Origin of the sequence: Mammaliicoccus sp. O-M54, assembly GCF_022386035.1 — a bacterium.
Classification (GTDB): Bacteria; Bacillota; Bacilli; order Staphylococcales; family Staphylococcaceae; genus Mammaliicoccus; species Mammaliicoccus sciuri_A.
Genome location: NZ_JAJNJE010000002.1, coordinates 251,355 through 264,774, shown reverse-complemented (window position 1 = coordinate 264,774; position 13,420 = coordinate 251,355). Strand labels below are relative to the sequence as shown.

The 13,420-nt window shown below is 32.6% G+C and carries 12 protein-coding genes; 7 read left to right on the top strand and 5 right to left on the bottom strand.

Translation table 11 applies throughout. The annotated features are described in order from the left end of the window. Nucleotides 1-5 precede the first annotated feature (5 nt). A complete protein-coding gene (locus LQ673_RS05255; protein WP_206180511.1) occupies nt 6-359 on the top strand; it encodes an 8-oxo-dGTP diphosphatase in 354 nt (117 codons plus the stop codon). Nucleotides 360-573: 214 nt separating this feature from the next. Here LQ673_RS05255 and LQ673_RS05250 read toward each other — a convergent pair whose 3' ends face one another. Continuing rightward, nucleotides 574-1,044, bottom strand: coding sequence for a carboxymuconolactone decarboxylase family protein (locus LQ673_RS05250; RefSeq protein WP_239705707.1), 471 nt, complete (start codon nt 1,042-1,044; stop codon nt 574-576). Between the two features lie 122 nt (nt 1,045-1,166). Between LQ673_RS05250 and LQ673_RS05245 the strand changes: the two genes are divergently transcribed. Further along, a complete protein-coding gene (locus LQ673_RS05245) occupies nt 1,167-1,691 on the top strand; it encodes a TetR/AcrR family transcriptional regulator (protein WP_239705706.1) in 525 nt (174 codons plus the stop codon). A 53-nt stretch (nt 1,692-1,744) separates the two neighbouring features. On the opposite strand, the gene LQ673_RS05240 is transcribed toward LQ673_RS05245, so the two are convergent. Further along, on the bottom strand, nt 1,745-2,521 hold the full coding sequence (locus tag LQ673_RS05240; protein WP_204977073.1) for a 3-hydroxybutyrate dehydrogenase: 777 nt from the start codon (nt 2,519-2,521) through the stop codon (nt 1,745-1,747). A gap of 116 nt (nt 2,522-2,637) precedes the next feature. On the opposite strand from LQ673_RS05240, the gene LQ673_RS05235 reads away from it, so the two are divergent. Both LQ673_RS05235 and LQ673_RS05230 read left to right on the top strand, forming a co-directional pair. Beyond that, entirely contained in the window at nt 2,638-3,519 is an 882-nt protein-coding gene (locus LQ673_RS05235) for a LysR family transcriptional regulator (RefSeq protein ID WP_107577492.1), read from the top strand. Between the two features lie 132 nt (nt 3,520-3,651). Next, nucleotides 3,652-4,062, top strand: a complete 411-nt coding sequence (locus LQ673_RS05230) for a carboxymuconolactone decarboxylase family protein (RefSeq protein ID WP_239705705.1) — start codon at nt 3,652-3,654, stop codon at nt 4,060-4,062. Nucleotides 4,063-4,136: 74 nt separating this feature from the next. On the opposite strand, the gene LQ673_RS05225 is transcribed toward LQ673_RS05230, so the two are convergent. Beyond that, nucleotides 4,137-7,166, bottom strand: coding sequence for a YhgE/Pip domain-containing protein (locus LQ673_RS05225; RefSeq protein WP_239705704.1), 3,030 nt, complete (start codon nt 7,164-7,166; stop codon nt 4,137-4,139). Between the two features lie 347 nt (nt 7,167-7,513). Between LQ673_RS05225 and LQ673_RS05220 the strand changes: the two genes are divergently transcribed. Both LQ673_RS05220 and LQ673_RS05215 read left to right on the top strand, forming a co-directional pair. Next, on the top strand, nt 7,514-8,023 hold the full coding sequence (locus tag LQ673_RS05220) for a phage tail protein (RefSeq protein ID WP_239705703.1): 510 nt from the start codon (nt 7,514-7,516) through the stop codon (nt 8,021-8,023). Between the two features lie 143 nt (nt 8,024-8,166). Continuing rightward, a complete protein-coding gene (locus LQ673_RS05215; RefSeq protein WP_196307558.1) occupies nt 8,167-9,000 on the top strand; it encodes a trypsin-like serine peptidase in 834 nt (277 codons plus the stop codon). A gap of 81 nt (nt 9,001-9,081) precedes the next feature. Here LQ673_RS05215 and LQ673_RS05210 read toward each other — a convergent pair whose 3' ends face one another. Then, nucleotides 9,082-10,941, bottom strand: coding sequence for a fibronectin-binding protein FnbA (locus tag LQ673_RS05210; RefSeq protein WP_239745012.1), 1,860 nt, complete (start codon nt 10,939-10,941; stop codon nt 9,082-9,084). Nucleotides 10,942-11,249: 308 nt separating this feature from the next. On the opposite strand from LQ673_RS05210, the gene LQ673_RS05205 reads away from it, so the two are divergent. Further along, nucleotides 11,250-12,290, top strand: a complete 1,041-nt coding sequence (locus tag LQ673_RS05205; RefSeq protein WP_239705732.1) for an NAD(P)-dependent alcohol dehydrogenase — start codon at nt 11,250-11,252, stop codon at nt 12,288-12,290. A 58-nt stretch (nt 12,291-12,348) separates the two neighbouring features. Here LQ673_RS05205 and LQ673_RS05200 read toward each other — a convergent pair whose 3' ends face one another. After that, on the bottom strand, nt 12,349-13,329 hold the full coding sequence (locus LQ673_RS05200; RefSeq protein ID WP_196307560.1) for a tRNA dihydrouridine synthase: 981 nt from the start codon (nt 13,327-13,329) through the stop codon (nt 12,349-12,351). Between the last annotated feature and the right edge of the window lie 91 nt (nt 13,330-13,420).

Sequence of the window (13,420 nt, the reverse complement as noted above, 5' to 3'; positions counted from 1 at the left end):
TGTAAATGGAGAAAGCCATTTTTTATAATATGTGTATGATATATGATGCCGAAAGAGTAGTGGTAATTGATCGTAAAAAAGATGATTGGCCAGGTATTTCTTTTCCAGGTGGAAAAGTTGAGCATGGAGAATCATTCACTAATTCAACAATCAGAGAAATCAAAGAAGAAACGGGTTTAGATATAAGTAATCTTGAATTATGTGGAGTAAAAAATTGGATGGATGATGAGATAAGATATGTAATATTTTTATATAGAACAAATAATTATTCTGGTGAATTAGTTAGTTCTGATGAAGGAGAAGTTAGGTGGGAACAAATTTCAAATCTTACTAATTTACAATTATCATTAGACATGTAAGAGATGTTAAGAATATTTCAAGAAAATAATTTAAGTGAATTTTTTTATTTCAAAGATAATGAAGAATGGAACTTTCATCTCAACTAGATTACTAATTTTATAGATAAAAACCAGCGTTTAATCAACGGTATAAGGCCTATGATGAGGGAGTAAAATATTAATCCCAAGTTGATCAGTAAAGAAAATTTTAATAGAACTATTAATTAAAATAGTTCTATTTATTTCCTGATGCTATTGAGATTCTATTCCAAAGGTTGACTTGATTGATTATCATAACGATCTCAAAGTATTCTTCTTGTGTATAATACTTTAATACTGCTTCATAATCTTTATCGTTTATTTTTGAATTCAAGTATGTTAATTTTTCAGCTAGTTGTAATGCTGCTTTTTCTTTTTCGTTATATAGTTTACTTTCGTTAAAATTAGCGAGATCTTGTATTTTATTTGAATCTATTTTAAATTTTTCGCTTTTCTTTTGATGTAACTTTTGACAATAAGTGCAACCATTAATTTGGGAGCATCTGAGTTTAATAAGTTCTCGTAAGCCTTTATCAATGGATGTTTTATTCACTACTCTTTCTAAATCGAGTATTAATGCCATGTATTTTTGATTGATTTTAAAGTAGTTGAAGCGGTTATTCATTTTTAAAAAGCTCGCAATTTTAGACATAAATTTAGATAACATAATAACGCCTCCTTCGAGATTACTAATTAATGTATAATTAATTGTATAGATTAAATTTATGCCCTACAAACAAATTTAAGTAAATACAACACATTTGTTAATCTGTTGCAGAGGTGTTTAAAATGAAGAAAAAGACTGAAGAAAAACTATATAAAGCTTTAGTAATGCTGTTAGAAAATGATGATTATGAAAAAGTAACAATACTGCAGATTTGTCAGGAAGCAGGGGTCAATCGTTCTACTTTTTATAGGAAGTTTAAATCAAAGGATGATTTATTACGTTGGAAATCTAATCAACTCGTTCAAATATATATTCATGAACTTAATGAGCTTGGAAAAGTGAATATGGATGATGTTGTAGTCTATTTTTATCAATTTTGGATAAAATACAAGTCATTTATATTAATGCTTCAGAAACAAAATATGCAACTGTTCTTACTAAACGAGTTTAATCGTCATATTTTAAATGTACATCAATCAACAAGAGAAAAATTTCAGCATAATTTAAACGATGAATATATGAAGTTATCTTTATCTTTTAATGTCGGTGGATTATGGAACATGTTGCTTTATGCTATAGAAAATAATTATAGCGAGGAAGAATTTTTAAAAGGTTTTCAAGAAATCAAGTTATTCTATAACATATGAAATGAGAAAAACTCAGGTTAAGACATACATTATGTCCTAGCCTGAGTTTTTTATTATTGTGCTGTATATCCGCCGTCTATTAAGATAGATTGACCAGTTACGCTTTTGGCTTTGTCACTGGCAATGAATACGGAATAGTCTGCAACGTCTTGAATGTCGACGAGTCGTTTTTGAGGAATCATTGGGAATAATACTTCATCAAGTACTTGATCAACACTTACGTTTCGTGTTTTGGCTAAGTCTTCCATTTGACCACGTACAAGTGGTGTATCAATGTAACCTGGGCATATGGCATTTACCGTGATACCGTCTTCTGCAGTTTCTAAAGCAGTGACTTTTGTTAAACCGATAATGCCATGTTTGGCACTGTTATATGCAGATTTTCCTGAAAATCCGATAACGCCATTAATAGAAGACATATTTAAGATGCGACCAAATTGTTGTTTTTTCATAATAGGTAATACATGTTTCGTCATGATGAATGTACCCACTAACATAATATCAATCATTTGTTTGAATTTAGCTGTTGGGAAATCCTCAATATTTGAAACATGTTGTAAGCCTGCGTTATTTACCAAAACATCTATACGACCGTAATGTTTTTCAGTTTCATCGACAAGGTTTATGACATCATCTTCATTCGAAACATCTGCTGGAATACCGATACAGTCAAACCCTTTATCTTTAAAGTCACGCACGACGTTGTCTAAATTAGCTTTATTAATGTCTGTGAATACTACTTTTGCACCTTGGTTTAAAAATTCTTTAGCGATTTCTAAACCAATACCACTAGCAGAACCTGAAATAATCGTAACTTTATCTTTTAACATCGAAATCCCTCCATATTTTTCTCTATATATTTAGTTTACTTCTACAATATTGATAAGTAAAATGAATATTAATAATGAAATCTATAACTTAAAGTTATAAGGAAAGGGGGATTAATTTGGAAATCCGTCAATTTAATTATTTTATGACAGTAGCTAAACTGGGCAGTTTCACTAAGGCTTCACAACATTTACATGTTTCTCAACCAGCGCTTAGTAAGACAATCAAAGCATTTGAATCTGAACTGAATGTCGAGTTATTAGACCGTTCAGACAGACAAGTTAAACTTACAGATTCAGGTGAAATTGTTTATAATCACGGGCTCAAAATCTTTGATACATTAAATTCTTTAACATCGAATTTGAACGATAATAGTTCATTAAAAAGTGGAAATATAAAGATTGGGTTACCTTCACTAATTGGCATTATGTTCTTTCCTAGCATGATAAAAGGCTTCTCTTCGGCGTATCCACATTTAACAACAGAATTAATAGAAGAAGGTACTCATAAAGTTATACGTTTAGTGGATGAAGGTGAGATAGATTGTGGCATCGTTATGTTACCAGTAGATGAAACAAAATTCGACGTCTATCAATTGACGAAAGATAAATTGATGTTATATCTACAAAAGTCACATCCATTAGCACAACGTTCGGAAGTTGCTTTAACGGATATTAAGCATGAACCGACTATTTTATTTACGGAAGATTTTACGATGCATGATCGTATTATTCAAGAGTGTGATAAATTTGGATTTAAGCCAAATATTGCGTATCAAAGTGCACAATGGGATTTTATTAAAGATATGGTAGAAAATAATTTAGGCGTTACGTTCTTTCCAGAATCATTAAAACGCAAAATCGATTATGATAAAATCACTGCAGTACCTATAACAGAACCGTATATTTACTGGGAAGTCGGTCTTATCGTTAAAAAAGATAGATATCGTTCACATGCAACAAGAGCACTAATTGATTATATATTAGAGAATGGTATTTAGTTAGTTATAACTTTTAGTTATAGAAATTATGATATTTATATATTTAACAAATAATCGTATCAGGACTATATTAGTAATTGTTCATAGGAAAAAATTTTAAAGCTAGCAATTACGAATAGGGAGAGATTTATTATGGATCAAACTAAATACCAACAAGGTATGGATAAACTTATGGAATATACTGCAGAGACAGGTTCAACACATTTAAAAATAGCTGACAATCTTAAAGATATAGCACCTGACGTTTCAAAATATATTATTGAATTTGCTTATGGAGACATATATTCACGTAAAGGTTTAACAAATCAACAACGTGCTTTAATAACGGTTTCTTCACTTGTAACACAAGGAACAGAACCTCAATTGGAATTACACATCAATACAGCATTAACTTCAGGTGTGACTCCTGAGGAAATCATAGAAACAATTACACATTTAATACCTTATACTGGTTTCCCACGTGTATTAAATGCGTTAACAGTAGCTCAAAAAGTATTCGAAGATAGAGAGATAAAAGTAGATTTGTCTAAAGTAGAACAATAATAAACCCAAAAAACCGCCCGATCCTGTAGCTCACTGCTACGAATCGGGCGGTTGTTTTTTTATACGTAATTTAATTATTCCATTAAGTAACTGTCTTCGGCGCGTTTGATTGTTTTCTTTTTCCATGGGTCTAGTATTGGTTTAACGATAAATCCTATTGTGAATATGACGACACCGAATAATACGAGACATATGAGATTGTATATGAGTATTTCTGGTACGACGCCTCCGACCGCTTCTCTTAAAGCATCTACGGCATAAGTAAATGGCAAGTACGGATGTATGGCTTGGAAGAATTTTGGTGTGACTTGTATTGGGAATGTCCCACCTCCTCCTGCTATTTGTAGTACCATAATGACAATTGCTAATGCTTTACCTACGTTACCGAATAGGGACACTAATGTATAGACGATACATATAAATACGATTGAAACGAGTACGGCTAATAGTATAAATAATAATCTATTATCGATTGCTGCGCCTAATATAAACATATCTCCTAGTGACACGATAATGGACTGTATAATACCTATAATAATGAATATAAAGCTCTTTCCAACGAATGTTTCTCTCAATGAATATTTCTGCTTAATTTCTGGATTTTTAATATCTGTTGTTAATAAGTTAGATAATAGTAAAGCACCTACCCAAATTGCTAAAGATGTATAGAATGGTGTACTTGCTGTTCCATAGTTTGGCACACTAAATAATGATTCTTCTTTTAATTCTATTGGATGTGCGATAATATCTGCTTGTTTCTTTAAATCATTTTTCAATAATTTTATTAATTCATGAACTGTATCATCTTTATCTATTTCTCTAACTTTCTTCGCTGCTTTCTTAATATCTTCTTCAATACCTGGTAAATCATTTCGCGCAAATTCTGCTAAGTCATGAATTTCTTTTTGAGCTTCTGGTAAGTTGTCATCTATCAATTGAACAGCACGATCGTATTTATCAATCATTGCTGGTAAATCATTATTTGAAAACTGTGCGAGCTTTTTAACTTCTGATTGAACATTTGGTAGTTCATTTTCAACGTAATAAGCACCTTTACCAACTTGTTCTTTAAATTTAGGGAAGTTTGTTTGAGCTACTTCATTAATATTATTAAACTTTCTTTCAAGTTCTGGTAATTCATTATTAATGCTGACTAATAAATCATGACCATTTTGTAAGGAACTTTTCCCAGTTTGAATTACATTATCTATCATGTTCATGGAACTTCTAATTTTCGAGATATCATCGATACCTTTAGTTAACGCTTGATCGATTTGATTAACGCCTTCCATTAAAGTCGTCTTAAAATCACTGCTTGTATATTTTAATAAATTGTCTAAAGATACGAGATTAGAATCAATTAATTTATCTAATGCTAAGACTTCTTCTTTGCCAGATTTACCGTTATTTAAAGCATTAATCAGGTTGCTTTGGCCTTTAATAACACTTTGTAAATCTTTGTTAGCTGATTCAAATTGTGAAATAGCTGATGAAGTATCAATACCTTCAGATTTCTGAAGTTCCTTTAAAATATCAATCATAGAATTATTAAAAGCTACACCTTGTTGTAATCGTGATTGATTGTTTTTCACAGTGTCTGCAAGTTGTTTACTGTCTTGGCTCATTAAGATACTTTGGTTAATGGCTTGCATACTTTCTAAATCTTTTTTGTTCATAGTTGCTTGTTCGTTACTATAGTCTGCGAGTGCTGTTAAAGATTCACTTAGTGCAGATTTCATTTCATTTAATTCTTGATCAGTTAATACATTTTTAGAAGCTTGGTCATTATTTTCGTTATTATCACTTTCTTCTTCATAAGCTTGTTGCGTTGTTACGATATCATTATCTTTCTCTTGTTCTTCAGTTGATGCTTGTTCTTCAGTTTCTTCTTTAGAAGCATCATCTGATTGTTCTTTATCACTTTCTTGTTCTTCAGCATTTTGTTCCTTATTATTATCGTCTTTGTTTTCTTCTTCTGACAATTGCTGAGGTTCTTTTGTACTTTGTTCAGGTTTCGCTTTGTTATCTTTACTGTCTTTCTTGTCTTTCTCTTGTTCTGATTTCAGCTTTTCGTTCGCTTTTTCGGTTTTTTCCTGAGCTTTTTTAGCATCTGCTTCATACTGATCTAATTTACGATTTAATTCAGGTAAATATTGCTCTGCTTTATTGATAGCTGCTAATGCTTTTTCGGTTGCTTCAATACCTTGAGGCACGCCTTTATTGATTTTAGGAAATTGTTGTTGTACTTTATTCGCTTTTGCTAATGCACTTTCAATTTCAGGCATTTTAGCATTCAATTTCGTAATTAATTGAGCTACTTGATTAATGTCACCCATTTTACTATTTACTTCATTAATTTTCTTAACGCCTTCATTAATGTCGCCTTTATAATTTCCAAGTGCTTCGAATTCATCTTTATACTTCGTAATATCATCTTGATGTTCATCAATTTCTATGACTTTTTCTTTGAATTCTTCTATTTTAGGAAGATTGTCTTCAGCAGTATATACAGCGTTTTTAATTTTGCTTAAAGTAGGTAATTCATTTTCAAGGTCTAAACCGACTTGGTTTGCTTCTTTTAATAATGCTTTCGTTGCATTCTCGCCAAATTCTTTATTTAAAGAATCTACAATGGATGATGCACCAGCGTTTGTCATTTTAGGTGCAATCGCATTTAATTTCTCGTTTACTTTGTAATCAATGACAGCTTTCTTTGGTTTCTTATGATAGATGCTCGTGACTTCATCAGAAAAAGTCTTATGTAAATATATAGAGGCATAATAATCACCTTTTTCAACACCATCGTCAGCCTTCTTACGATTCACAAATTCCCATCCAAACTTATCGTTCTTCTTCAACTGTTCAACTAATTGGTCACCAACATTAATTTCTTTACCTTCAACCTTAGCACCCTTATCTTCATTCACAACCGCAATTTTAATACCTTGCGTATTGTTGTAAGGATCCCACGTAGAACTTAAATTAAACCATGCATAGAATGATGGCAAAATCGAAAGACCTAATAATAATATAATCACAAACGGCACACGTTTGATATTTTTAATATCTTCAATAAAAATTTCAAATGGTTTCTTCAAAATCATAACTCCTTATCCATTAGTACATGACATGTACTATAAATATCAATACCGCTATCATACCCCATGTTTAAAATCAATTCAATCCCATTTTGTTATATCAGTATATTTATAAAGGTTAATATATGACCGAAATGCCATGTTATAGATATATCAGTATATTAAAATAGAAAATATTTCTATTTTTGGATATCGACAAAAAAGCCTTCTTTCAAAGACTGCAGATGTAATGTCTGCATTGAAAGAGGGTGGAGTGAATGTCTATTGGTAATTGAATCGATATGTGAAATATTAGATAATAGGAATAATATTTTATATTGCAGTATTAATAGAAAGTGAATAGGAGATTAAAAATGATTATTAACCTCGAAGAAATGAACATAAACTTTGATCTAGAAAGTGAAACGCCTTTTTTTCAAGTATCTAATGAAAATAGAGTGCGTTTTGATGTAGAATACGTAAACAAGAAGCAACTTTCCAATATTATTAATCAATTATTTACCAACCAAACTAAAACAAAGTGTTCGTTTTTATCAGAGTATAAATATCCTGTTAAATTTAGAGAAAAAACACGATTGGGTCGTTTCTTCAAAATTACAAACTGGAAAGAAGAACTACACACTTCAAATGAAGAATATATAATAGTAACTACAGAGAACTTAAAAAATGATGAAATCATTAATTATTGTTTATATATCCAAAAAGGTATGATTCAACCTTATATCATATTCTATAATAAGCAAAATATAATCTATATTAGTAACGATGTTATAGATATTATAAGCAGCTTGAAAGATATGATTAGCAATATAAAATTGGATTTTAAAGAGTTTATAGATGTTTTTTATGAAATATTAGATTAGCGAAGTGTAAATATGCTTCGCTTTTTTGTACTCTAATAGACAATCAAAAAAATATATTAAATTTATTAAATGGTCATTATATGTCCATGTATTGTATTTAACTAAAGATAAGTAGCATTTTATTAACTTTAGGAGGATAGAATATGTATTCAAAAAAGGTCGTTACATTGATTTTAGGGCTTTTACTATTATTGTTTGCAGTTAACAAAGCGGATGCGGTTGGAAATTATTATTATAATGGTATGGAAAGCTGGAATGCTAATTCTGCATATAAGAAAGCCCAAAAAATAAATAATAAAGATATTATCATGAAGCGTTATGATTATGCGCATAAGAATAAATATAAAGCGGTTGGTCGTGTTTCTAATATGGATGGCTGGAAAGGTCCGGGTAAAGATAGTATGGGAACAGGCTTTGTAGTAGGTAACCATACATTTGTTACGAATGCACATGTTGTTGAAAGAGCAAATGGTAGACAAACGGATCCTAAAAAAATAAAATTCCAATTAAATCGAGATGGCAAAAAAATACCTTATCAATTCCAAGCTAAAAAAATTTATAAGGTTCCTGCTTATGATATGGTCGTCGTAGAAACGAAAGAAAATATGGTTCAAAAGGCAAAAGTTCAACCTTTAAAACTAGCAACTAATAAACAAATCAAATCATTGAAATTCAATGATAATTTATACTCATTAGGCTATCCAGTCGTTAATGGAAATAATACATACGCTTATTGGAATAAGTTGAAATTTTTACAAGAGTCTTCTAATAAAGCAGAATTAATGACGAAAGATAAGTTTAGAGCGGGAGATTCAGGTTCTCCAATGGTAAATGGTAATTTTGAAGTATATGCATTAAGAACGTATGGGTATAATTTGAGAGGTAATTCAGGCTACCAGTATGCTAAACAAGAAGTAGCTGGAGGAGAATCAATTTACGGAAATCCAAGAGCGTTTATACTTAAACATAATCGATAACATATACAAACAGAGCATCCCTCAATTATTGAGAGATGCTCTGTTATTTTGTGTAGCTTTAATCGTGTATTATCTTATTAATTATTCTTTATCTTCTGATGTCTTTTTGCGTCTAAATAATAGGAATGCTGATCCTAACATAGCGATAAGTGTACCAAATAATGTAGTATGTTCTACTTTAGATTCACCTGTATCTGGTAATTTATGAGTATCTTTATGATTAGTATCTTTAGAAGTGTGCGCTTGATTATTATTATTTAGTTTCACTATGTTGATTGAGCTAACTGAGTTGTCTGATTTAACTGGGACAACATTGTTTGAATGGCCAGTTTTATCCATGTTGCTCGGATTATCTGGGTTGCTTGGATTATCTGGGTTGCTTGGATTATCTGGGTTGCTTGGATTATCTGGGTTGCTCGGGTTGTCTGGATTGTCTGGATTGTCTGGATTGTCTGGATTGTCTGGATTGTCTGGATTGTCTGGATTATCAGGGTTGTCCGGGTTATCCGGGTTGTCTGGGTTATCCGGGTTATCCGGGTTGTCCGGGTTATCCGGGTTGTCCGGGTTGTCTGGGTTATCCGGGTTGTCCGGGTTGTCCGGGTTATCCGGGTTGTCTGGGTTATCTGGGTTATCTGGGTTGTCCGGGTTGTCCGGATTGTCCGGGTTATCCGGATTATCTGGGTTGTCCGGATTGTCCGGGTTGTCTGGGTTATCCGGATTATCCGGGTTATCAGGATTATCTGGGTTGTCTGGAATTTCACATACTTCATTGATATATTCTACTTGTTTAGGTGTTAAACTTGATTTGATATAATCTAATTCTGCTTTATTAATCTCTTCTTCAGACATACCTTGTGCACGCATAGATTCTTTTTTAAGTTCTAATTGTCTGCGTAAGTCTTCTTCGTTACACTCTCCACTAACATTGACACTTGTAGTAAGCGGTCCGCCACTAAAGTCTTGTGGTGTATCAAATTGTTTATTAAATACAATACCATAAGCACTATTTGCTACTACGTTACCTAAGTTAATGATTGCGATATTACCATCAAATGTGATGTTTTCAGGTGTAATGATATTCGTATATGAACTCTTACCATCCTTTGAAACAGCAGGATAATATCTATTCACTAACCAATCAGACGCATCAGAAGTTGTGACATTATCATAAGGCAACGTCACACGCATAACAGCATTATCAATTGCATAGTCAGTCGCAAAAACAATTCTCCAATTTTGTGCTGTTGTTGCTTCATTTGGACCACTTTGCCAATGATGAACTTCTAAATTTCCCGGGCCATAATTATGAGCGTCAGTTGCATTTGGATGGTTATTTGGATTTTTCACTTTTTCTTGAAAACCATTGTTAGAATAGTCATCTAAATTTGTATCCATAACACTTTTAGCATTAAGATTAACTTTATTTGTATATTCAGTTGTCACTTCATCAGCTGTACAATGCTCGCTTGTTTTCACGCCGTTTTTAACAGTTTGTGTTTGTTCAGGCACATAACCATTTTGCGCATTGAAATACGTCAAAGCACCATCTTTATCTGTATCCTTTTTAGCATCAGCATCATTGTTTACTGCAATAGAATTTGTGTCTTGATCAGGATATTGCTTTGCAGCATAAGAAGTAGCTTCATCGTTATTATCTTCAGGTGTCTCACTTGCTTCATTTGTTGTAACGTCTGTGTTCTCGTTCGATTCATTAGTCGCTTCTGGTTGTGTAGCATCGCTTGGTTGTTCCACAGCAGTATTCTCTGAATCTGTATTTGTAGTTTCACTATTGATGTTTGTATTGTCTGTTTCTACTGCGCTATTTTCACTCGCTTGTGCTTCATGTTGAATACCCATGACTAATAAAGTTCCCAATAAAATAGATCCCGTCCCGATTTTGAACTTCCTTAATGAAAATCTTTGATAAGTGTTCCTTTGCATTAAAATTCAACTCCATCCCGTATTATGTTACATATTACATCTATCTAATATATTTATACCTCACGGATATTAATAAAACAATAGGTTTTTTCATAAATATGTAACTGTTTACAAAATATTGAAAAATAAAGTTTATATATATAACAAACATTTTTGTTTTAAAGTAATTTTTAATATTTATAACGATGCATAATATGCAATAAAGTGCGTAAGTCATATGAATTGACGATAATTCCACACGAGTCTAATATAAGCAAAGAAGAATACAAATATAGTATTCTATCTAGTAAGTAACGGAGGAATTTATGATGCTAAATGCTAAAGCGAGAGCAGTAAGTAGTCCGGATTCTAATTTTTTTGCGACAGAAATTACGAGAAGAGATTTAGATAAACATGATATTTTGATAGAAATTAAATATGCAGGAATATGCCATTCAGATATTCACACTGCACATGGAGAATGGGGACCAGTGAACTATCCTTTAGTACCGGGTCATGAGATTGCGGGTATTGTTAAAGAAGTTGGTTCTGATGTGAGTAAATATCAAGTAGATGACCGTGTTGGTGTTGGTTGTATGGTTGATTCATGCGGTGAATGTGAACATTGTCAAAATGGCGAAGAACAATACTGCGTAAAAGGAATGGTTGGTACATATGCAGGTACTGACAGATATGGAGAACCTACTCAAGGTGGTTATTCAACACATATCGTCGTACATGAAGATTTCGTACTACGTATTCCAGATAACATTCCTTTAGATGAAGCGGCACCTTTACTATGTGCAGGTATTACAACGTATTCACCTTTAAATCACTGGAAAGCATACGAAGGTAAAAATGTAGCTGTTATCGGTATGGGTGGACTTGGTCATATGGCCGTTCAAATTGCACATGCAATGGGCGCTGACGTAACAGTATTATCACGTACATTAAATAAAAAAGAAGACGGCTTGAAATTAGGTGCTTCTCATTATTATGCAACAAGTGATGAGTCAACATTTGAAGAACTAGCGAACTCATTTGATTTAATCATTAATACCGTAAGTGCTAATTTACCAATAGATGATTATCTTAGATTATTAAGATTAGACGGTACACTTGTAAACGTAGGTGCACCAGCAGAACCCGTATCATTACGCGTAGCAAACTTAATCGGTCACCGAAGATCATTTGCAGGTTCAGCAATAGGTGGTATAAAAGAAACACAAGAAATGTTAGACTTCTGTTCAGAACATAACATTAGACCACAAATCGAACTAATTTCAGCAGATCAAATAGACGAAGCATATGAAAGAGTCTTATCATCAAACGTTAAATATCGTTTCGTAATAGATACAAGTACTATGTAATAATAAAAAATCCCCTGCTAACTCCAACGTTAACAGGGGATTCCTTTATTGATTTACTTTAAGATTCTACGACGTCTTCCATTTGGGCTTCGAATTCATCTAGTAATGCGCGTACTTCGTCTGTTGTTTCTGTACTCATTAATTGATGTCTTAATTCGCTAGCGCCTCTCATGCTACGTACGTATATTTTGAAGAATCTACGTAAGCTTTTGAATTGTCGTGTTTCACTCGTTGCGTATTTATCGAATAATGTGAGATGTAATCTGAGTAAGTCTAATAGTTCTTTACTTGTATGTTCGCGAGGCTCTTTCTCAAATGCGAATGGATTATTGAAGATACCTCTACCGATCATAACACCATCGATGCCGTATTTTTCAGCAAGTTCAAGACCTGTCTGTCTATCAGGAATATCACCATTAATCGTTAACAATGTATTTGGTGCGATTTCATCACGCAAATTCTTGATCGCTTCGATTAATTCCCAGTGTGCATCTACTTTACTCATTTCTTTACGTGTACGAAGATGAATAGATAAATTTGCGATATCTTGTTCAAAGACGTGCTTTAACCAATCTCTCCATTCTTCAATGTCATAGTAACCAAGGCGTGTCTTAACACTTACCGGTAGACCACCAGCTTTAGCTGCTTGAATAATTTCAGCGGCACGTTCAGGTCTTAAAATTAAGCCAGAACCTTTACCTTTACCTGCAACATTTGCTACAGGACATCCCATATTCAAATCAATACCTTTAAAGCCCATTTCTGCCATTCCGATACTCATTTCTCGGAAATGATCTGGCTTGTCGCCCCATATATGTGCAACGATAGGTTGTTCATCTTCACTAAAAGTTAAGCGTCCGCGAACACTGTGTATACCTTCAGGGTGACAAAAACTTTCCGTATTTGTAAACTCAGTGAAAAAGACATCTGGTCTCGCTGCTTCACTGACTACGTGACGAAAGACGATATCCGTAACGTCTTCCATAGGTGCCAAAATAAAAAATGGACGTGGCAATTCACTCCAAAAATTTTCTTTCATAATATATTTTAACCTTCTTATTTATTAATTTATTAAATATTTATCCATGATGATATTACCATAAAAGTGCAACTTATACAAAAGGATATTT

Coding starts and splice junctions, on each gene's coding strand:
- LQ673_RS05255 (WP_206180511.1), top strand. CDS start 6: ATGGAGAAAGCCATTTTTTATAATATGTGTATGATATATGATGCCGAA.
- LQ673_RS05250 (WP_239705707.1), bottom strand. CDS start 1,044: ATGTTATCTAAATTTATGTCTAAAATTGCGAGCTTTTTAAAAATGAAT.
- LQ673_RS05245 (WP_239705706.1), top strand. CDS start 1,167: ATGAAGAAAAAGACTGAAGAAAAACTATATAAAGCTTTAGTAATGCTG.
- LQ673_RS05240 (WP_204977073.1), bottom strand. CDS start 2,521: ATGTTAAAAGATAAAGTTACGATTATTTCAGGTTCTGCTAGTGGTATT.
- LQ673_RS05230 (WP_239705705.1), top strand. CDS start 3,652: ATGGATCAAACTAAATACCAACAAGGTATGGATAAACTTATGGAATAT.
- LQ673_RS05225 (WP_239705704.1), bottom strand. CDS start 7,166: ATGATTTTGAAGAAACCATTTGAAATTTTTATTGAAGATATTAAAAAT.
- LQ673_RS05220 (WP_239705703.1), top strand. CDS start 7,514: ATGATTATTAACCTCGAAGAAATGAACATAAACTTTGATCTAGAAAGT.
- LQ673_RS05215 (WP_196307558.1), top strand. CDS start 8,167: ATGTATTCAAAAAAGGTCGTTACATTGATTTTAGGGCTTTTACTATTA.
- LQ673_RS05210 (WP_239745012.1), bottom strand. CDS start 10,941: ATGCAAAGGAACACTTATCAAAGATTTTCATTAAGGAAGTTCAAAATC.
- LQ673_RS05205 (WP_239705732.1), top strand. CDS start 11,250: ATGCTAAATGCTAAAGCGAGAGCAGTAAGTAGTCCGGATTCTAATTTT.
- LQ673_RS05200 (WP_196307560.1), bottom strand. CDS start 13,329: ATGAAAGAAAATTTTTGGAGTGAATTGCCACGTCCATTTTTTATTTTG.